The organism is Marinobacterium maritimum (assembly GCF_039523155.1).
Taxonomy (GTDB): Bacteria; Pseudomonadota; Gammaproteobacteria; order Pseudomonadales; family Balneatricaceae; genus Marinobacterium; species Marinobacterium maritimum.
In genome coordinates, this window is the sequence record NZ_BAAAET010000001.1 from 386,155 (window position 1) to 407,227 (window position 21,073).

Sequence of the window (21,073 nt, forward strand, 5' to 3'; positions counted from 1 at the left end):
TATTTCTCAAAATTGTTAGAAATGGCCCCGCAGTGACGAGCCTTTCAAGGAGCAGAAAGATGTCTACCCTCGACAACAAGCCCGGTGCTGTATTACCCAACCTGATGCAGCTGGAACAACGCCTCATGTTTGACGGTGCTGCCGTCGAAGCCAGTATCGATACTCTGGCTGACCATGCTGACGACCATCAGGTTGTGGAAGCGGCTGACGATATGTTCAGTCTGGCGGTGGCCCACGGCCAGACCCAGCAGGCGACAGAACAGGCGCAGCAGCAGATCAAGGATTATCTGGAAAACGCCAGCGCCGAGGAGCTGTTTCAGCTGTTCAACGGCGGTAAGGATACTCTGGATGCCCAGTGGCTGCAGTCCATGGAAGCCCTGCGCCAGTCGATCCTGTCGGGTGAGTACCAGGTCAGAGTTGAGTTTCTGGACAACGAAACCATCAAGGGGGGGCTGGGTGCCTTTGCTGCCGAAGGTAAGGATGGCGAGCCGACGATTTACCTGAACAGAGACTGGGTAGAAGGCGTTGCCGGCGAGCAGGATATCGTCAAGGTGCTGGTGGAAGAACTGGGTCACAGCATCGATAGTCTGGTCAATGCGGGGGGGGATACCGCAGGGGACGAGGGTGAAGCTTTTGCTGCAGCGGTTGCCGGTACAGATCAGGATGGCGTGATCTCGACTGATGCTTCAGCCACGCTGGACATTGACGGTGAAGCCGTAGAAGTGGAGTTCGCCACCTATGACTTCCAGACGGCATATGAAATCGTCGTTGATATCGAGAGTGACGGCGAAGTCCAGGACTGGATTCCGGACGAAAACTTCGAGTATGCGATCGATAAGGAATCCAATACCCACAACTTCATTTATACGGCTGATGGCCTGGGCTCCGTAACGGTCATCGATGATACCGATAGCCGCTATTTCAGCGGTAATGATGTCTCTGCCATTGGTATTAACATCGGTGGTGAAACTTATTTCGGCTGGATCAGTCGCCCAATCAAGGTGCAGGGCGAGGTCAAGGGATTCTATTTCTGGACTGATACCGAGTTCGTTGATTTTGCAACCGCGCAGGCCGACGGTAACCAGGATGGTGACAGCAATACGGTAGATAACCGTGGCTTTATTCTGGCTGTCGACAAGGCGTACTTTGACAGCCTTGGTTTCGTGTCACGCACAGGTGTCACATCCGATACCTACAAGGTCATTGGCTCGTCTTCAGACCGGGTCGACAACGCCCTGAATGCGCTGATCGACAGCAACACGCCGCCGGTTGCCGGTGACGTGACTCCAGTTACAAGCCCAGCTACCACCGTGGCTATTGAACAGGGGTATGGTGTCGCGGGCCAGAATCCAGAGGGGAATGTGCTCGACTTTGCCAGTGATGCTGACAATGACACATTATCAGTCATATCTGTCGGACCCGGAAATGGTGCGGTTCAGACTGCAGTCGGTGACACATCTGTTGTACTCAATGGCCAGTACGGTACGTTGACGCTGAATGCCGATGGCACGTACACCTATGTTTTGAATAATGCGCTTCCCGAAGTCGACGCCCTGAATGTTGGCGATCAGCTCAGCGAGCAATTCACCTTCACCATCAGCGATGGCAAGGGCGAGACTGACAGTGCGATCCTGACGATTCGGATTGACGGTCGCAATGATGCGCCGACAGCCAACCCCGATTACAACCAGGCCAAGGAGTCAACGACTATAGGCGGCAGTGGTTTTGACTACACCGGCTACTCGGCAAGCGGTAATGTAACCACAAACGATACGGATGTGGATGATTCCGAGATTGATAGAACCATCTCGGGACTGGAGTTGACGGGTGAAGCGACAGCTGGAAGCTATTCCGGCAGTGGATCAAGTACCACGCTGACCTTTACGACCAGTACAAACATTAATTCCGTCAGTCCCGGTGCCTCGACTTACGTTTTCTGGGATCACGATCAGGATACAGCAAGTGGTACAACGGCGGTTGCATTGGCCGCCTTTGACGGTACCAACTACAATCTTATTTCAGCCCTCGGCAAGGCTGATGGCCTGGTAGCCAATACCACCGATTTTACACTCAGCGGGACCCCCACCCATTATTGGAACAGTGCGACGTCGCAATGGGTCGCGTTCACGGATGTGGCCAGTCAGCTTCAGGGCTACTTTGAATTCGGCTCGGCGAACGGCAATGAAGCCGCGAACAGTGCAAAAGGCGGCGAGCTGGTAGTGGACGGTGCCAGTGTCGATGTTGCGATCGATATCGCATCCTACAGTGGACACATCCGGGAAGGTATGGAGGTGTCTGCTACCAATCTACCTGCGGGCACCACTGTGACCGGCATTGAGTATGACGTCAGTGGTAACATCACCTCCATCAGCATATCCAACGACTTTGATCCTTCCGGCGACCCAACAGGGCTAACGCTGACGTTCAGCAGTGCCAGCCTGGGCAGTGACCATACCGTGAATACCCAGTACGGTACTCTGGTATTGAGTGCTGACGGCAGTTACACCTATACCCCGATTACCGATAACCCTCTCCTGTCTGAGGGTGAATCGGTGGTGGAAGAGTTTGTGTACACCATGCAGGATAGTGCCGGTGTGGAGAGCACCAGCACGCTTTACATTACTGTTTACGGTACAGGTTCAAACGATCCCTACCTGGGGCATGATAACGGCACGGCAGTTGAATCCGGCATTGACGTTGGTGGAAGCCCTATAGGCTCTGATGCAACCGGCAACGTGCTGGATAATGATGAGGACATTTTTAACGGTACCACACCCGGTACGAATGAAGTCACTCAAGTTGCAGTGCCAGGCTCAAGCGCCAGTCCTATTTCGAGTGGTGGTTCTGCGGTAATCAGCGGTGAGTACGGTAACCTGACACTGGCTTCGGATGGTACTTACACCTATGCAGTGACTGACAGTCTTGACGTCGTAGATGCGCTGGCTCCAGGCGAGTCACTGACCGAGGTTTTCACTTACCAGGTTACTAATGGATTCTCTAAAACCAGCTGGGCGACGCTGACGATCACAATTTCCGGCTCAAACGATGCTCCAGTGGCAGTTGCTGATACCAATACGACTCGTGAAAATGCTGTGGTGCCGATTACTGGCTCCGTAGTCAGCAACGATTCCGACGTTGATAACGGAGACTCTCTGAGTGTCACAGGAATCGGGACCACCTCTGCAGATACTGCTGTTACCGGTGGTACAACCGCTGTGGATGGCACAGACGTTATCGGGACGTACGGCACGCTGACCATCGGTGCTGACGGCAGTTACTCCTATGTGGTAACCGCCGAAATTGCAGCGGGTTTGGATGTGAACGATGTCTTTACCTACGAGGTTCGTGATACCAACGGCGGTATAACCACTGAAACCCTCACTATTACCGTTAGCGGTGGTAACGAGCCTCCGGTTAACGCCTATCCTGCCGTTGTCACCACAACCGGAACCGACCTGATCAATTTTACTGGCGGCAATGAAATCAGTGTGGCAGATCAGGACGGTAACCTGTCCTGGGTCGTGCTTAAAGTCGATAATGGCGTTCTGAACGTCACGGCAGGGACGGCCAGCGTCGATGGTGAGGGCACAAACGAACTTCGCATCAGTGGTTCACAGACGGAAATTAATGCGGCGTTGGCGACCCTCGCTTACCAAGCCGATACCGCGTTTGCGGGTACAGACTACCTGACAATCATGAGTCAGGACTCTGACTTTGCCAACGACAGTGATAGTGTCGAAATCGTTGTCGAAGAGACCCTGACGGTAACCGGCCATGGTCCGGTGAACGAAGGCTCCCAGTACGCCATGTTCGAAGTGACCGGCTACAACGGCCAGACCGTCGAACTTGCGGTGCAAAACGGCACTGCCACGCTGACCAGTCCGACCATCGAGTATTCCACCGACGGCAGCAGCTGGACCGCCTATGGGGTGGGCAGCGAGCCTGTGATGCCGGCCAACGGCACCCTGTACGTGCGCGTGGACATCAGCAGCGAGCACGACGGCGTCTTCGAAGGCAGCGAGAGCTTCAGCCTGGTGGCAACCGATGCCAACGTGACCGGCCTGACCAACAATGCGTCGACCGCCATCGTGGATGATGGCAGCGGCATCAAGTACGGCCCGGGCATGCCGGGCGGTACCCCGGCTACGGATACCAGCGGTCTGGACGACGACCGCAGTCTGGCGGTGACCGGCTATGGTCCGGTGAACGAAGGCTCCCAGTACGCCATGTTCGAAGTGGCCGGCTACAACGGCCAGACCGTTGAGCTGACAGTTCAGAACGGCACTGCCACGCTGACCAGTCCGACCATCGAGTACTCCACCGACGGCAGCAGCTGGACCCCCTATGCGGTGGGCAGCGAACCGGTGATGCCGGCCAATGGCACGCTGTATGTGCGCGTCGACATCAGCAGCGAGCATGACAGCGTCTACGAAGGCAGCGAGACCTTCAGCCTGGTGGCGACCGATGCCGTGGCGAGCCTGACCGACAACGCTTCGACTGCGATCGTCGATGATGGTAGTGGCACCAAGTACGGCCCGGATATGCCGGGCGGCACCCCGGCTACGGACACTACCGGTCTGGACGATGACCGTCCCGTTATCAGCATTAACAACACCTCCGTTATCGAAGGAGGAGTGGCTCAGTTCAAGGTTGAGCTGTCGAATCCTTCAACAGAGGACATTACGTTTACGCCGAGCCTTGCTGGTGTGTCGGCTACACTTGGATCCGATACCCATGCAGCCAATACACTTGAGGTATCGACTGACGGCGGTACTACATGGACCACGGTGGTTAGTGACGTCACCATTGCCGCAGGTGAAACAAGCCTCCTGCTCCGCCTTGGGACAAGCGACGATACCGAAATTGAAGTGGCTGAAACCTTTACCCTGTCAACGGGCACTGTCTCCGGTACGGTTGCAAATGCGGAAGGAGTAACCGGTACAGCGACGATTGGTGACAATGATGCGGCTAACACCCCGCCTGAACTCGCCGATACCAACCTGACTCTGACTGTAGCCGAGGATGCTGCTGCACCCACTGGAGCAGTTGGTTCTCTGCTGGGTGATTTTACCGGCGGTATCAGCGATGCTGATGGCGGTGCGCTTAAGGGGATTGCGGTTACCGGCATCGACTCCAGCAAGGGGACTTGGTACTACTCGTTAGATGATGGCGCTACCTGGAGCGAAGTTGGTGCTGTCAGTGAAACCAGTGCGCTGCTGTTGGCAGATGACGGCAGTACCCGTCTTTACTTCCAACCCACCCCCAATTTCAATGGTGATGTTGCCAGCGGTTTGACCTTCAAGGCCTGGGATCGCACGGAGGGTACGGCAGGTACAAAGGTTGATACGACTCCTGCAGATGCAACCTCCAGCTATACCTCTACTGGCGGTATCGTTATACCCAGCACAGGGTCAGGAAGCATAACGGAGCTCTCTACGCTGGATATTTCGGGCCTCACAGGTACGCTGGCTGACATCAACGTTACCCTGAATGGGCTCAGTCATACCTGGCCCCAGGATATGGATATCCTGTTGGTTGGCCCTGAAGGCCAACAGGTCATACTGATGTCAGATGCAGGTGGAGAGGGCACGAATGCCATTTCCGACCTGACATTGACTTTTGATGATGAGGCAAGTTCTGATCTGCCGCCGGCAGGAAGCGCTCTGTCGAGCGGAGCCTATAAACCGGCTAATTTGATTGATAATGAGGATTCGTCCGATCTGGACTCTTTCGATGGCATCAGCGGCAGCTTTGCCAGCCAACTTGCAGCCTTTGACGGTACAGATCCCAACGGTACATGGACGCTGTATATTGCAGATGATGTGGCCACAGATGAGGGGGGAAGCCTTACCAACTGGACGTTAACTCTGACCATGAGTGGCCAGGGCTCTCCATTCAGTACCGCCACTGATACCATCAGAGTTAGTGTGACGGCGGTTAACGACGCACCTTTGGCTTCCGGCAGCAGCTCCTTGCCATCCATTTCGGAAGATTCTGACAATCCGCCAGGGGATACGGTTGCGAACCTGTTCACCCCGAATTTTGATGACCAGACTGATGAAGTATCCGGTGGCAGCAGCGCCAATACTCTCGCCGGCATTGCCATCATTGACTACACCGAAGACACCGGCAAGGGTCAGTGGCAGTACAGCACGGATGCTGGTGGCTCCTGGACCACACTAGGCAGTATCAGTGGCGATGCCAGTGCGCTAACGCTGGATGCAACGGCCATGATGCGTTTTGTCCCGGCAGCCGATTACCATGGTGATGCCCCTGATGTGACTGTACGGTTGATCGACAGCAGCACCAGCGTCATCAATGCGGCAGTTGTGGATGTCAGCAACAATGGTGGTATTACTGCCGTCTCTGCCGATACCGTTTTGCTTTCCACAAGTGTGACGGCTGTAAATGACCTGCCGACAGGTACAGACGATAGCGTCACCACACCTGAGGATATTCCCGTTGTTTTGGCCGCGGACGATTTCGGTACTTTTGCCGATGTGGACGGTGATACGCTCGTTAAAGTGCAGATTTCCACTCTCGAAACCAGCGGCAGCCTGGAGTACTTCGATGGTACAGACTGGAACCCGGTGACGCTGAATCAGGAGATCACCAAGGCAGATATCGATGCAGGCAAGTTGCGTTTTGTCCCCGGAACGGATGAAAACGGCAGTCCTTACACAACGGTTGGTTTTAAAGTGAGTGACGGCACCGCCTACAGTGCTGATGCCTATACGCTTACCGTCAATGTTACGCCTGAAAATGACGACTTTACCGACGACGACGAAATTCTCAACGTGAACGAGGATAGCGGTGAAACCACCGGTACTTTGCTGAGTGGTACCAGCAGCGTCGATGGCCCGGTGACGGTGAAAAGCTTCACCATCGCTGGTGAGTCCGGCCCGTTCACTCTCGGCAACGCCTACTCTGTGGCAGGCAAGGGGGCGATCACCGTCAATGCCGATGGCAGCTACAGCTTCACCCCGGCGGCGAACTGGAACGGTGCCTTCCCGGTGATCAGCTACGTGGTCACCGATGGCTCGGGTACGGATGACACTTCAACCCTGACGATTACCGTTGATCCGGTGAATGACGACTTCACCGACGACAACGAGATCCTCAATGTGAACGAGGACAGCGGTGAGACCACCGGTACTTTGCTGAGTGGTACCAGCAGCGTCGATGGCCCGGTGACGGTGAAAAGCTTCACCATCGCTGGTGAGTCCGGCCCGTTCACTCTTGGCAGTGCCTACAGTGTGGACGGCAAGGGGACGGTCACCGTCAATACCGATGGCAGCTACCGCTTCACCCCGGTGGCGAACTGGAACGGCGCCTTCCCGGTGATCAGCTACGTGGTCACCGATGGCTCGGGTACGGATGACACTTCAACCCTGACGATTACCGTTGATCCGGTGAATGACGACTTCACCGACGGCAACGAAATCCTCAACGTGAACGAGGACAGCGGTGAGACCACCGGTACCCTGCTGAGCGGAACCAGCAGCGTCGATGGCCCGGTGACGGTGAAGAGCTTCGCCCTTGTCGGCGAGTCCGGCCCGTTCACTCTCGGCAACGCCTTCACTGTAGCAGGCAAGGGTACGATCACCGTCAATGCCGATGGCAGCTACCGCTTCACCCCGGCGGCGAACTGGAACGGCGCCTTCCCGGTGATCAGCTACGTGGTCACCGATGGCTCGGGTACGGATGACACTTCAACCCTGACGATTAACGTTGATCCGGTGAATGACGACTTCACCGACGGCAACGAAATCCTCAACGTGAACGAGGACAGCGGTGAGACCACCGGCAACCTGCTGAGCGGAACCAGCAGCGTCGATGGCCCGGTGACGGTGAAGAGCTTCGCCCTTGTCGGCGAGTCCGGCCCGTTCACTCTCGGCAACGCCTTCACTGTGGCAGGCAAGGGTACGATCACCGTCAATGCCGATGGCAGCTACCGCTTCACCCCGGCGGCTAACTGGAACGGTGACTTCCCGGTGATCAGCTACGTGGTCACCGATGGCTCGGGTACGGATGACACTTCAACCCTGACGATTACCGTTGATCCGGTGAATGACGACTTCACCGACGACAACGAAATCCTCAATGTGAACGAGGACAGCGGTGAAACCACCGGCAGCCTGTTGAGCGGTACCAGCAGCGTCGATGGCCCGGTGACGTTGAAGAGCTTCGCCCTTGTCGGCGAGTCCGGCCCGTTCACTCTCGGCAACGCCTACTCTGTGACAGGCAAGGGCGCGATCACCGTCAATGCCGATGGCAGCTACAGCTTCACCCCGGTGGCGAACTGGAACGGCGCCTTCCCGGTGATCAGCTACGTGGTCACCGATGGCTCGGGTACGGATGACACTTCAACCCTGACGATTACCGTCAGTCCTGTCGCCGATGTCCCCGAGTTTGTGGATGAAAGCGGCAACCCGCTGGGTGAAGACGTCAGTGTCACCACCCGGGAAGACACCCCTGTTAATGGAAAACTGGATGCGAACGACCCGGATGGCGATGATCTCACTTTCGAGAAAGCATCTGATCCGGCTAACGGGACGGTCACTGTAGACGAGGACGGCAACTGGACCTACACCCCGGATCCGGATTACAACGGCAATGACAGCTTCACCGTTGTAGTGCGTGACCCTGCGGGCAATACCGACACCATCACCGTCAGTATCACGGTGACCCCGGAGAACGATGCCCCGGTGCTGGTCGATGGCAACGGCGACCCACTGGGTGACGATCAGAGCGTTATTACGCCGGAAGACACCCCGGTGAGCGGCCAGCTCGAAGCTGAGGACGTGGACGGCGATGAGCTGACGTTCAGCAAAACGACCGATCCGGCTAATGGCACTGTCACCATCAACCCGGACGGCGGCTGGGAGTACACGCCGAATCCGGGCTACTCCGGCAATGACAGCTTCACCGTGATGGTCAGCGATGGCAAGGGTGGCACCGATACCATCACCGTCAACGTGGAAGTAACGCCCAAACCTGTCGTGGTGCCGCCCGCCCCGGTTGCACCTGCACCGTCGGCCGATATTCCGCCACCACCGCCACCGCCGGCAGAAGTGGCTGAAGCCCCTCAGGAAGCACCTGCTGTGGAGTTGGGTCAACCGGTGCAAACAGGCCAGATTCTGGTGCAGCGTGACATCCCGGAGCAGACATTTGCCTCCAGCAACGGTATCACCCTGATCAGCTTCAGCATTCCGAGCGATACCTTTGGTCATACTGAGCCTGGGGCTGAAATCACACTGTCGGCGGTGTTGTCCGATGGGCGCCCGATACCTGATTGGCTGGTGTTTGATCCGGAAAAAGGCGAGTTCCGAGGTGTAGCACCCAAGGGCTTCGATGGCACCCTGATCATTCGTGTGATTGCACGCGATCAAAATGGAGACCAGGTTGAAACCATGGTTACGATCCAGGTGCGCTCGGAGCAGGCGGAGACGGCAGAGGTCATCCATGAAGGCAAGGGTGGATTGATGCAGCAGTTGCAGACTCACAATCAGTTCGCCTGGAAGGCGGAACGTGATCGCTTGATTGAGCTGGCACGTGCTGCCGCCGAAGAACGGAGTGGTAATGCCTGACGCGCTACAACAGCAAACCGGCCAGCAGGACGCCCCTGAGGCGATGCTGGCCACCCTGCTGCACCTGATGCGGCGGGCACGTGAAGCGGCATCTGCCGCTTCTCTGCGTTTTACACTGGTCAATGAAAGCCATGCTTTGCTGTCTTACCGGCAGGCAGCCTTCTGGAGCTGCAGCCAAGGGGTAGAAGCTCTGTCGGGGGTGTCGACGGTTGAGCGTCAGGCTCCTTACGTGCACTGGCTCGACCGTTGGTGTCGGCAGGCCAATGCTGCCGAGGCGGGGACGGCTACGCTGGATCTGCGGGCGCTGTCAGGAGTCGATGAATGGACAGGCTGGCAGGAATGGCTGCCGCCGTTTCTGGCGGTGATTCAGCTGCCGTGCCGTGAAGGTTTCGCCGGCGGACGTTTGGTACTGGCACGGGAGCAGCCGTTCAAGGCTGCAGAAGTTTCCATGCTTCAGGAGTGGTGTGATGCCTGGGTTCAGGCCTATGCCGCTCATCAGCCTCGCTCCTGGTTGCACCGCCTGCGACCGGCGCCTCGGGCGAGCAGCCGAAAGCGCTGGCTGGTTCGTGGTGGTCTGACGCTGGCTACACTTGTGATCGCGGCTCTGCCGGTGCGGCTCACGGTTCTGGCGCCTGCGGAACTGGTACCGCTGGAGCCGGCCATTATCCGCGCGCCGATGGATGGCATTATCGATGATGTGCTGGTATCCCCTAACCAGCGGGTCGATGCCGAGCAGCCCCTGTTTGCTTTTGATCGTGTTTCTCTGGCGAGCCGACTGGAAGTGGCGGAGCGCTCGTTGCTCACCATTCAGGCTGAATACCGGCGAAATGCTCAGCGCGCACTGTTTGATGCCGAGAGCAAATCCGAACTTGCCGTGTTGCAGAGTCAGATCGCCGAGCGTCAGGTGGAAGTGGAATACCTGCGTGAGCTTAACCAGCGCAGTCAGGTGCCTGCACCTCGCGAGGGTGTGGTGCTGTTCGAGGATGCAGGTGAGCTGATCGGACGCCCGGTGGTGACCGGTGAACGGATCATGGTGGTGGCCGATGAGCATAAAACCCAGGTTGAAGCCTGGGTATCACCGGCCGATATGGTCAGCCTTCTGGCAGGCAACGAGGTCAGGCTGTATCTGGCGGCCGACCCGGTTAATCCGGTCAGCGCCCGAATCAGTTATGTCGCTCATCTGGCCGAACAGCGGCCGGATGGGCAATTTGCCTACCGTGTACGGGCGCAGCTGGAACCGTCAGATGCAGCGTTGCTCCCCCGGCTGGGCCTCAAAGGCACCGCCAAGCTTGAGGGTGAGCAGGTGTCGCTCATCTTCTGGATAGCACGGCGCCCCTGGAGTGCACTGCGTGGCTGGATTGGGTTGTGAGGCAACCGCGCATGGCCACGTCTTCACTGCCGGCGTTGAGAGATGAATTAAGGCTGCATCAAGGGCCGGATTCTGCTCAGGGAGAGCCGGCCTGGTCGCTGCATGATCCCTTGCGCAACCTCTATTTCCGTATCGACTGGCTGACATTCGAGATTCTCTGTCGCTGGACATTGGCTGACCCGGCACTGATCGTGTTATCCCTGAAGCAGGACACCACCCTGAACGTCGATGTCGATGCTGTAGAAGAGGTGGTGAAGTTTCTGCACCAGCATGAACTGGTCAAAACCGGTCAGGCCAGCAGTACGGAGCGCTTTTGTGATCGTCTTGCTCAGCGTAAAACGTCGCCGCTGACCTGGCTGCTGCACCGTTACCTGTTTTTCCGTTTGCCCCTGTGGCGGCCCGATACCTGGCTGGAGCGCACTCTGCCCGGCGTTCGATGGCTGGGCAGTGGCACCTTCGCTCTGATCAGCCTGCTGGCCCTGTTGCTGGGGCTGTTCGAGGTCTCGCGCCAGTGGGATGGCTTTACCTCCACATTGGTGGATATGTTCAGTCCAGCGGGCCTGCTGGCCTATGGCGTCACGCTGGTATGCGTGAAGTTTCTGCATGAGTTGGGGCATGCCTTTACTGCCAAACACCTTGGCTGCCGTGTGCCAACCGTGGGAATCGCATTTCTGGTGATGTTCCCCATGGCCTATACCGACGTCAATGATGCCTGGAAACTGCCATCACGGAAGCAGCGCTTGCTGGTGGGGGCCGCGGGCATTCGCACCGAGTTGACGATAGCGGCCTGGGCCACGTTCGTCTGGGGATTCCTGCCGGATGGTCCTCTGCGTAACGGCATCTTCCTGCTGGCGACCACCACCTGGATTTCGACTCTGCTGGTCAATGCCTCGCCTTTCCTGCGCTTTGACGGCTATTTTCTGCTGATGGATTGGCTGGACCTGCCCAATCTGCATCAGCGCGCCTTTGCGCTGGCCCGCTGGGATCTGCGCGAGCGCCTGTTCGGACTGGGGGACGAGCAGCCGGAGTACTTCAGCCGGGCTCGTCACCGGCTACTGATATTCTTTGCCTGGGGAACCTGGTTGTACCGGCTGGTGGTGTTTGTCGGTATCGCGGTCATGGTGTACCTGATGTTTCCCAAACCCTTGGGGCCACTGTTGGCCGTAATCGAAATCGGCTGGTTCATCCTGCGACCGGTCGCTCATGAACTTAATGTCTGGCGGGAGCGCAATGGCGATATCATGAACAGCAAACGCAGTCTTCGCAGCCTCGGCCTGTTAGTGCTGGCCCTGCTGGTACTGGTGCTGCCCTGGGACAGTCGAATTCATACTCAGGCGCTGCTTGTCCCGGCACATAGCCAGCCGGTGTTGGTGCCGGGTGATGCGCTCATAGACGCTATCCTGCCGGTGGATGGCAGCCTGGTTGAAGCAGGTCAGCCGCTGTTCCTGCTGGAATCGCCTGATCTGCGATCACAGTACCACAGTGCTCAGGCACGGCTGCAGGGGCTGGAACGTCAACGCACCGCCAGCCGGCTCGACCCCGAGCTGCACCAGCAGCTGGCCGTGATCGAGTCGCAAAGGCGTCAGGTGCTGGCCGAGCTGGAAGGTCTGGAACAGCAGCTCAAGCGTTACCGCGTTCAGGCTGAACAGGCTGGGGTGTTCAAATCGGCTACGCCGGATCTGAAAGCGGGCAGTTGGGTGGCGGAAAACGAGCGCCTGGGGGAAATCATCCAGCCCAACCTGTGGCGGGTTCACGGCTACCTGCCGGAAACCGAGCGTGACCGAGTGCAGGAAGGTGATCGGGCACGTTTCTTCGTGGAATCAGGGCACCTGACACCATTGGAACTAGTGGTCAGGCGTATCGATACTGATGCGACTCGCGTACTTGCAGATGCAATGCTGGCCTCCACGCGCGGTGGGGAGTTACTGGTGCGTGAGCAGGGTGATCTGCTGTTCCCGGAACAGGCGCTGTACCGCCTGACACTGGAATTGGCACCAGGCGCCGATATCGGGTTGCAGGAACAGAACCTGGCTGAGTTACGTGGCAAGTTGGTGGTCTATGGGGATCGGCGTGCCTGGGGCTGGCATTACTGGCGTTCTGCTGTTGCCTTGCTGCGCCGGGAGCTTGGCTTTTGACCACAGACGAGGTCAATGCCGAATAGGGCGCTGCCCATAAGAGTGATGGAGGAAGCCCTGTACCTAAACAGGCCTGAATCTGCGTGAGGATTAACTGGAATGGTACTCCATATATTCATATATTAGGTGTATCTGTATAAGTTATATCTTAACCTTTATGGAAGATATTTCGCGTGAGTACCGGTTCAATCATCAATATAGCGGGAGATTCAATGAAAAGACTGGCGGCGTTGCTGCTGTTGCCGATGATGGCCACGGCGGGTGAACTGGAACAGGGAAAGGCCATTGCGGCAGAATTCAAGGGTGAACTGATGCAGACGCTGAAGTCGGCCATCGCCGAAGGTGGGCCGGTGAATGGTATTTCAGTGTGCAACAGTGCCGCAGGCCCCCTGGCCGATACTCTGGCGCAGCGCCATGGGGTAAAGCTGGGTCGCATCGGGACGCGTACCCGCAGTCCGGCGAACGCGCCTCAACCCTGGCAGGAGCAGCTGCTGGCAGCGGTTGAGCAAGAACCGCAACCTCAGTTGCTCACCATCGATGGTCATCAACTCTATGCCGAGCCCTTGTTTATCCAGAAGCCCTGCCTTGCCTGCCATGGTGAACCCAAGGCTGAGGTCAAGGCCGCGCTGGATCTGCACTACCCGAATGACCAGGCAACCGGCTATGCCCTTGGCGATTTGCGCGGTGTGCTCTGGGTCGAGCTGGGCAAGCAGAAGGCACAGTAACAACCGAAGAGGTAAGGGGGGCGGAACTCCCCCTGCATTGCCATGATGCAATCGGGGGCTAAACGTCAGCCACTGGTTGTGTCATCGGTTAGCTCCAGAGCCAGGCGGTTTTGCGTTACACTGGCCGGCCTGAGCAGGAGACCGATATGTGGCATCAGCAAACCATCCGACTCAAGTCGCGCCCCCGTGGCTTTCACCTCATCACCGACGAGATCGAACAGGCCTTGCCTGAGCTGCGCCAGGTGAAAACCGGCCTGTTGCACCTGCTGTTGCAGCATACTTCGGCCAGCCTGACGCTGAACGAAAATGCCGACCCGACGGTGCGGTCCGACTTTGAGGCCTTCTTCAATCGCTCAGTGCCTGAAGACGAACCCTACTACCAGCATATCTATGAAGGTTCGGATGATCTGCCGGCCCATTTCAAGAGCAGTATTCTCGGTGTCAGCCTGATGCTGCCGGTCACGGACGGTCGTCTTAATCTGGGTACCTGGCAGGGGATCTACCTGGGTGAACACCGTAACCACGGCGGTAGCCGCCGTATCATCGCCACCTTGCAGGGAGAGTAACGTGCCGGAACAACCTTCGCTGTTTGATGCTCCGTCTGAAGCTCAGGAGGCCGCAGAGCCTGAAACTGTCGAATCAACGCCCATCATGAAAACGTCTGGCCGCCCGCTGCGTGTGCTGCACAGCTCCGACTGGCATCTGGGGCGGCTGCTCTATGGCCAGAAGCGCTACGAAGAGTTCGAAGCGTTCCTCAACTGGATGCAGGCGCAGATCGTCGAGCAGTCTATCGATATCCTGCTGATCGCCGGCGACCTCTTCGATACCACGACTCCGAGCAACCGGGCGCAGTCGCTGTACTACCGTTTCCTCAATAAGGTGGCGGCGTCGAGCTGTCGCCATGTGGTCATTATCGGTGGTAATCACGATTCCCCCAGTTTTCTCAACGCACCGGCTCAGCTGTTGAAAGTGCTCGATGTGCATGTGGTTGGTGCCGCCTGTGAGGATCCGGCCGACGAGGTCGTGCTGCTGCGTGATGTCGATGGCCAGCCGGAGGCGATCATCTGCGCGGTGCCCTATCTGCGTGACCGCGACATTCGTCAGGCCGAGGCGGGTGAAAGCCTTGAGGACAAGGATCGCAAGCTGGTGGTCGGCATCCGTGAGCACTATGCGCAGGTGTGTACTGCCGCAGAACGGTTGCGTGACGAGCTGGCGGTCGAAGTGCCGTTGATCGGCATGGGACATTTGTTTGCCGCCGGGGGCAAAACGCTGGAAGGTGACGGTGTGCGCGACCTCTATGTGGGCTCGCTGGCATTGGTGGGAGCCGATGCCTTTCCCGCCAGTCTCGACTATGTGGCGCTGGGGCATCTGCACGTGCCTCAGGCGGTGGCCGGCTGTGAGCAGATCCGTTACAGCGGCTCGCCATTGGCGATGGGCTTTGGTGAGGCCCGGCAGCAGAAAAGCCTCTGTCTGATCGAGTTTGAGGGGCGCTCACCTCGTCTGCAGCTGGTTGATATCCCCCGCTTTCAGCGTCTGGAGAGGATCAAGGGTGATCAGGCGGCGCTGGAAGCGGCGCTGGACCGCCTTGCGGCAGAAGGTGAGTCGATCTGGTTGGAAGTGCTCTATGAGGGCGACCAGATTGCGGCAGACCTGCGTCAGTGGCTGGAACAGCGGGTGGACGGTACCCCGTTGGTGCTGCTGAGGGTGCGCAACAACCGGGTAGTGGATCGCATCCTGTCTCGTAGCGGTGACGAAGAAACGCTGGATGATCTCCAGCCAGCCGAGGTGTTCGAGCGAGCCCTGGTGGCGCACCAGGTGCCCGATGCCCAGCAGGCCGAGTTGAAGCAGTTGTTCAACGGCCTGCTGCAGCAGATGGTGGAGCAGGATCATCGCGCTGAATAGTCAGCGCGACTCTATGCCGGCCTCGACCAGACGCTGGCGGGTGCGGCGTTCACGATGAAACAGGTACAGCCCTGAACCGAGAATGATCGCGGTGCCAAGCCAGGTCAGTGCATCGGGGTAGTCACCGAACAGCAGATAGCCCAGCGCGGTGGCGCTGATGATCTCTAGGTACTGGAAAGGGGCGAGCAGGCTGGCAGGCGCGTGTTTGAAGGCGGCGTTAATCAGGCCGAACGCCAGGGCCGAGAGGACGCCCATCAACAGCAGGAGCTGCCAGTGTGCAGCGACATTGGGGCGCCATTCCAGCTGTTCGAAACCGGTGATGCCACCGACCAGCATGGCCAGCGCCAGAAACAGGCCGGCGAAAACACCGCTCCAGAACTGGGACGCCAGTCCACTGATATGGCCGGACAGGTGGCGCAGCGTCGCCATATGGGCAGCATAGAAGGTCGCAGCCAGCAGCGGCAGCACGGTGACCCAGCCATAGGCTTCCCAGTTGGGGCGGATCACGATCAGGGCTCCGAGCAGCCCCACGAACACCGCGCCATACTGGTGGCGGCTGACTTTCTCGCCTAGAAACCAGGCCGACATCAGCATCAGGATCAGCGGCTCGACAAAAAAGATGGCGATGTTGTTGGCCAGTGGCAGGTATATCAGCCCCCAGAACAGGAAGGTCAGGGCAGTCGCGATCCACAGCCCCGACAGCATCAGCTGGCCGAGCACCGGCCGAATGGCCTGGCCGGTGCGGTCACGCATCATGAAGCCTGCCAGCAGCAGCGTCTGCATGGCGAAACGCAGGCAGCCGATCTGCGCGGGTGAAAGAGCGGGCGCCAACAGCTTGGCGATGGCATCCATGCCGGGAATCAGTAACATGGCCAGAGTGATGATGCCCATGCCCTTTTCCGTGGGCGACAGGCCGTGAGTGTGATGGCGTAGCCGTTGCAGCATACTTCCTCGCGGTTCAAGATAAGAAAAACCGAATATAGTAACACCAACTGACAGCAACCGAACCGGGCCCTCATGCGTATACTCCAGATCCGCTTCAAGAATCTTAATTCCCTGGCCGGCGAATGGCAGATCGACCTGACCGATCCGGCCTACACCGCCGATGGTATCTTTGCCATTACCGGGCCTACCGGAGCGGGCAAGTCGACGCTGCTCGATGCCATCTGTCTGGCCTTGTACGGGCGCACGCCGCGGCAGAGCCGGGTCAATGCCAGCCAGAACGAAGTGATGTCGCGCCAGACCGGCGAGTGTTTTGCCGAGGTGGTGTTCGAGACGCCTCAGGGGCGCTGGTGTTGTCACTGGAGTCAGCATCGCAGCCGCAAGCGAGCGGATGGCGCCCTGCAGCCGCCGAAACATGAGGTCTCGGAAGCGGACAGCGGCAAGGTGCTGGTGACCAAGCTCAAGGATGTGGCCGAGACTATTGAACGTCTGACCGGCATGGACTTTGATCGTTTCACCCGTTCCATGCTGCTGGCCCAGGGGGGCTTTGCCGCCTTCCTGCAGGCCGATCCCGATGCTCGGGCGCCGATTCTGGAGCAGATCACCGGTACTTCCATCTACTCCGATATCTCCATTGCGGTGCATCAGCGCCGCAGTGAGGAGAAACAGAAGCTGGAGCAGCTGAGAGCCGCCCAGTCTGGCCTGCAGTTGCTGGATGACGAGGAAGAAGCCATCCTCAGCCGTGAGCTGGCGGCCATCGATGAGCAGGCCCATGAGCAGCAACGGCAGGTTGATCATCAGCAGGGGCTGGTCCACTGGCGTCAGCAGCTGGATCGTGAAACTGAGCAATTGCAGCGACTGCAACAGGATCAGCTGCAGCTGGACAGCACCCGGCAGGCGTTTGAGCCTCAGCAGCAGAAACTGGAACAGGCACAGAAGGCAGAGGCGCTGCGCCCGGAATATACCCCCCTGTGCCAGCGTCGACGCGACCTCCAGGCGGCACGGGAGGCGCAGCTGCAGCTTCAGTCCGGCCTGCCGGCCCTGGAGCAGGCGCATCAGCAGGCGGGTGAGCAGTTGCAACAGGCCCAGCTGAACCATCAACGCTCTGGCGACGAACTGGAGCGCCAGCAGCCGCTACTCAGACAGCTGCGTGAGCAGGATTACGGGATCAGTCTTAAGCGCAGTGCGCTGCAGCAGTTAAGGGCGCAGTTGCCCGTTGAGCTGTTGCAGGGACCAGCCCCCGATCCTGTTGCCCTGCAGGTGGCCATGGCCAGTACGGAAAAGGCACTGAGTGAGGCCTTGAGTGAGGGTGGCCGGGACGCGTTGAAGCGGCAGCAGGAGCAGGTACGCACCCAGGGTGAAAGCCTGGGTGAGCTGCGTGGCCTGGTGCGGCAGACAGACGAACTGAAACAGGAGCGCCAGGCACTGGCTGTGGCATTGGCCGAATTACAGAAGCAGCAAGCGAGCGCAGTTGAACAGGTCGAGCAGAGGCGAAAGCAGGTCGAAAGTCTGCAACGGGAGCAGCAGGACCTGCAGAAACTCCAGCGGATGGCTGAGCGGATCGCCGACCTGGAGCAACAGCGCCATGAGCTGGAACCCGGTAAGCCCTGTCCTCTCTGTGGTTCCGAGGAGCATCCCTGGCGCAGCGAACAGCCGCCCGAATTGAGCGAGGAAAGGATACGTCTTCAAGCGGTTGAGCAGCAGCTGGCGGAGCTGCAGGCGCAGCTGCAACAACTTGAGATCAGGCAGGCTGAACTGACGACGCAAACACGCAGCCAGCAGCAGCGGGAGCAGAGTATCCAGCAGAAACTGGCCACGCTTGAACCGTCTATCGGTCAGAACCTGCAGCAGCTGGGGTGGTCCGAGTGCCCCGAGTGGGAGAGTCTGGAGCAGGCGTATCGGGACACCGGCGAGCAGTGGAAGCAACTGCAGCAGCGGCTGGGTCGGATCGATCAGCTGGAAGCGGAGCAGAAGCTGCAGCAACAGGAGCAGCAGCGCCAGCAGCAACGGCTGGAGGTCGATCAGCTCGAGGCGGAACTGAGCCGGTTGCAACAGCAGCGGTCGGAGCTGTCTCCCGAGCCGGATACGGATGCCTGGGAAACAGGGTTGAAAACCGCCGTAGAGCTGGCACGCGAAGCGCTGGAGCAGTCGCGGGCAGTGGCAGCACGCAGCGAGCAGGCGATGAATCATCGCCGTCAGCAGATCAGTGACAGTGAAGCGGCGATCCAGCGTCTGCAGGATGAAACCGGGCAGATGGAAGCCGGCTTCAAACAGGCACTGGCGCAGAGCCAGTTTGCCGATGAAGAGCAGTTGCAGGCGGCCTTAATGCCGCTGGACAGTCTGCAACAGCTGAAGCAGCAGGCTGAAGCGCTGAGCGCCCGGGCCGCCGAACTGAACACCCTGAAAGAGCGGTGTGAACAGGCGGTGGAGGTGTTGCAGCAGCAGGCACTGAGCGATGAAACCGCCGAGCAGCTGGGCGAAACGCTGCAGCAATTGAAAACCCGCCAGGCGCAGCTGCTGGAACAGCGCGGCAGCCTGCAGCAGCAGTTGAGTCGCAATGCGTCACTCAAGCAGCAGTTCGGTGAGCAGCAGCAGGCGATTGAGGCGCAGCAGCGCGAGCTGAGCCGCTGGGACCAGCTGCACGAGCTGATTGGCTCTGCCGACGGCAAGAAATTCCGCAACTTTGCCCAGGGGCTTACCTTCGAGCTGATGGTGGGGCACGCCAACCGTCAGCTGCAGAAGATGTCGGACCGCTACCTGCTGGTGCGTGATGCCGAGCAGCCGCTGGAGCTGAACGTGATCGACAACTACCAGGCCGGCGAGGTCCGCTCCACCAAGAACCTGTCCGGTGGCGAGAGCTTCCTGATCAGTCTGGCGCTGGCGCTGGGGTTGTCCGGCATGGCCAGCCGTAACGTGCGGGTAGACTCCCTGTTCCTCGACGAAGGTTTTGGTACCCTGGATGAAGAAGCGCTGGAAACGGCGCTGGACACCCTGTCCGGCCTGCAACAGGAGGGCAAATTGATCGGTGTCATCTCCCATGTTCAGGCACTGAAAGACCGCATCAGTACCCGCATCGAGGTACAGCCGGTGAACGGCGGTCGCAGCCGGATTGCGGGGCCGGGCTGTCAGCTGTTGAGCTGAGCAGGTCCACGCAAAGGGGCGCTCGGCTGTGCAAACTGGACTTGCCGGCAGGCCCCTCTATGCTGAAGGTTGTATCGGACAGGGAGAGCGAAGATGCGATCGCAATGGCGGGATCTGTTTGCCGAGGAAAGTGTCGATTTCAACCGGGTACTGGCCCCCCTGAAGCAGCTGCTGGGACCGGAAGAGCAGTCGCTTCCGGAGTTGCGCGCAAGGCAGGCCGAAATGGCGCGTGAGCTGTTGCGGTTGCAACTGCCTGCCTGGCTGGTAGCCGAACTGATCAGCGACCATAACGACCTGATCTATCGCCGGGCCATCGAGCAGGCGCTGGCCGCCATGCAGGAGCAGGGCTGGGGAGAGCCTCCCGTTGGGTTCTGCGTACTGGTGATGGGCTCAGGTGGCCGTCATGAAAGCCTGTTGCATCCGGATCAGGACAACGCGCTGATCCTGGATGACTATCCCCCCGAGCGTCATGCCGAGATCGATACCTGGTTTCTGAACCTGGCCGAGCGCTTTACGGCAACGCTGGACGAGGCCGGCATACCCTTCTGTCGTGGTGATGTGATGGCGTCACGGCCCCTCTGGCGCAAGCCGATCCGTGAGTGGTGTGCCCAGATGCAGCTGTGGATGGGACAGCGTCGGGTCAAGCTGGTACAGATGTGCAATATCCTGTTCGACTTTGCACCGGTCTACGGTGATGCTGCCCTGGCTGACCGGTTGCGTACCTGTATTCAGCAGCAGGTTCCCGAGGCCGGGCTCTTCCTGCATGAAATGGCGGAACTCTTTGATGAAGCCCCCGTCGCGCTGGACCGCTTTGATCGGCTGCAGGGCGATGGCCGTGAAGCCCCGCATCCCAACGCGATCAATCTCAAGCGACAGGGGCTGCTGCCATTGACCGCCGCACTGCGGCTAATGGCGCTGAAGAACGACTGTCCCGAAGTGGCCTCACGCGCACGTATCGACTGGATGTGCCGGCATGATTTGTTAACCAGGGATATGGCCTGGCGCCTGAACGGTGCCTTCGAGCATCTGATGGAGCGACTGCTGAACGCACAGTTGGCGACGCTTGCATCGGGTGGGGTGCCTGACAACTGGCTGGACCTGGGCGTGTACTGCGATGCCGAGTTGCGCCAGCTGCAGTGGGATCTGCTGCAGGTGCGAGCCTTTCAGCGTCATGTGAGGCATATCAAGTGAGCCACGCATTCAAGCGTATTCACAGCTTGTAATGAGAATATGTTTCATTTATATTCGACATTAATGATATCTATTCTC

At 58.8% G+C, this 21,073-nt stretch carries 9 protein-coding genes; 8 read left to right on the top strand and 1 reads right to left on the bottom strand.

What is annotated here, in order from left to right:
- The first annotated feature begins 59 nt into the window (after positions 1-59).
- The 6 genes from ABD013_RS01775 to ABD013_RS01800 all read left to right on the top strand — a co-directional run bounded on the left by ABD013_RS01775 (position 60) and on the right by ABD013_RS01800 (position 15,721).
- Positions 60-9,590: a tandem-95 repeat protein gene (locus ABD013_RS01775; RefSeq protein WP_343801359.1), complete on the top strand. Its 9,531-nt coding sequence runs from the start codon at positions 60-62 to the stop codon at positions 9,588-9,590.
- A complete protein-coding gene (locus tag ABD013_RS01780) occupies positions 9,583-10,959 on the top strand; it encodes an efflux RND transporter periplasmic adaptor subunit (RefSeq protein WP_343801362.1) in 1,377 nt (458 codons plus the stop codon). Before ABD013_RS01775 ends, ABD013_RS01780 begins: the two co-directional genes overlap by 8 nt.
- An 11-nt stretch (positions 10,960-10,970) precedes the next feature.
- The gene (locus ABD013_RS01785) at positions 10,971-13,094 is read left to right on the top strand and encodes a site-2 protease family protein (protein ID WP_343801365.1); all 2,124 of its coding nucleotides are present in this window, start codon (positions 10,971-10,973) and stop codon (positions 13,092-13,094) included.
- 212 nt (positions 13,095-13,306) lie between these two features.
- Positions 13,307-13,819 carry a Tll0287-like domain-containing protein gene (locus ABD013_RS01790; protein WP_343801368.1) on the top strand — a complete coding sequence of 171 codons (513 nt, stop codon included), beginning with the start codon at positions 13,307-13,309 and terminating at the stop codon, positions 13,817-13,819.
- 146 nt (positions 13,820-13,965) lie between these two features.
- Positions 13,966-14,385, top strand: a complete 420-nt coding sequence (locus ABD013_RS01795) for a secondary thiamine-phosphate synthase enzyme YjbQ (RefSeq protein WP_343801371.1) — start codon at positions 13,966-13,968, stop codon at positions 14,383-14,385.
- Between the two features lies 1 nt (position 14,386).
- A complete protein-coding gene (locus tag ABD013_RS01800) occupies positions 14,387-15,721 on the top strand; it encodes an exonuclease SbcCD subunit D C-terminal domain-containing protein (protein ID WP_343801374.1) in 1,335 nt (444 codons plus the stop codon).
- Here ABD013_RS01800 and ABD013_RS01805 read toward each other — a convergent pair whose 3' ends face one another.
- On the bottom strand, positions 15,722-16,666 hold the full coding sequence (locus ABD013_RS01805) for a DMT family transporter (protein WP_343801377.1): 945 nt from the start codon (positions 16,664-16,666) through the stop codon (positions 15,722-15,724).
- Between the two features lie 72 nt (positions 16,667-16,738).
- On the opposite strand from ABD013_RS01805, the gene ABD013_RS01810 reads away from it, so the two are divergent.
- Positions 16,739-19,804 carry an AAA family ATPase gene (locus tag ABD013_RS01810; protein WP_343801380.1) on the top strand — a complete coding sequence of 1,022 codons (3,066 nt, stop codon included), beginning with the start codon at positions 16,739-16,741 and terminating at the stop codon, positions 19,802-19,804.
- Between the two features lie 93 nt (positions 19,805-19,897).
- Entirely contained in the window at positions 19,898-20,995 is a 1,098-nt protein-coding gene (locus ABD013_RS01815; protein WP_343801383.1) for a DUF294 nucleotidyltransferase-like domain-containing protein, read from the top strand.
- The last annotated feature ends 78 nt before the right edge of the window (positions 20,996-21,073 follow it).

What these genes read in the sequence shown, in the direction of transcription:
- ABD013_RS01775 (WP_343801359.1), top strand. Translation starts at nt 60, where the DNA reads ATGTCTACCCTCGACAACAAGCCCGGTGCTGTATTACCCAACCTGATG.
- ABD013_RS01780 (WP_343801362.1), top strand. Translation starts at nt 9,583, where the DNA reads ATGCCTGACGCGCTACAACAGCAAACCGGCCAGCAGGACGCCCCTGAG.
- ABD013_RS01785 (WP_343801365.1), top strand. Translation starts at nt 10,971, where the DNA reads ATGGCCACGTCTTCACTGCCGGCGTTGAGAGATGAATTAAGGCTGCAT.
- ABD013_RS01790 (WP_343801368.1), top strand. Translation starts at nt 13,307, where the DNA reads ATGAAAAGACTGGCGGCGTTGCTGCTGTTGCCGATGATGGCCACGGCG.
- ABD013_RS01795 (WP_343801371.1), top strand. Translation starts at nt 13,966, where the DNA reads ATGTGGCATCAGCAAACCATCCGACTCAAGTCGCGCCCCCGTGGCTTT.
- ABD013_RS01805 (WP_343801377.1), bottom strand. Translation starts at nt 16,666, where the DNA reads ATGCTGCAACGGCTACGCCATCACACTCACGGCCTGTCGCCCACGGAA.
- ABD013_RS01810 (WP_343801380.1), top strand. Translation starts at nt 16,739, where the DNA reads ATGCGTATACTCCAGATCCGCTTCAAGAATCTTAATTCCCTGGCCGGC.
- ABD013_RS01815 (WP_343801383.1), top strand. Translation starts at nt 19,898, where the DNA reads ATGCGATCGCAATGGCGGGATCTGTTTGCCGAGGAAAGTGTCGATTTC.